This window comes from Phytobacter sp. V69, assembly GCF_965644215.1.
In the GTDB taxonomy this organism is placed as follows: Bacteria; Pseudomonadota; Gammaproteobacteria; order Enterobacterales; family Enterobacteriaceae; genus Phytobacter.
This window is the reverse complement of the sequence record NZ_CBFFRL010000521.1, coordinates 1-472: the sequence shown is the minus strand read 5'-3', so window position 1 is coordinate 472 and position 472 is coordinate 1. Positions and strand designations below refer to the sequence as shown.

General features: G+C 44.7%; 1 protein-coding gene. It reads left to right on the top strand.

The window, feature by feature from the left end; all coding sequences use genetic code 11:
* On the top strand, positions 1–404 hold a 404-nt coding region (locus ACSZPU_RS26295; RefSeq protein ID WP_499004567.1), incomplete at its 5' end, for a peptidoglycan-binding domain-containing protein.
* Between the last annotated feature and the right edge of the window lie 68 nt (positions 405–472).

The following is a 472-nucleotide window of genomic DNA, read 5'->3' as shown; positions in this document are numbered from 1 at the left end:
TATCGGTAGTTAACCCTTCCTCCTACACTCTCCACAATCATGTCCGAGCGTTGCACTTATTATCTGAATTCGCGCCTCTCTTAAATTGGTCTTTTTATTGCACTGATTTTGTGGTTTTTCAGTTCTTATTTGGCTTTTATCGGCATTATAATTCCTGCTCACGGAGTATGGTTCTACTTTATCGCGGAGGGGGTATGGAAATTACAGGTGCTGTAGGCATCGGCTGTGTGAATAACAGAAATGATGTTTTGGCAGTACAGGATGCATTAAAGAAAAGAGCCTTTCCGGGCTTGTCTGTTGATGGAATCATCGGCCCACAGACACTCTCTGCTATCAGAACGTTTCAACGCAAATTTTTGCGCCAGCCGGATGGAATCATTTCTGTTGGCGGAACTACTGCTTAGATAGTGTCGTCACAAGATTTTAGCCCAGAGAGCGATGCATCTGATCTGGACGGCAGCGAGAAATGAGG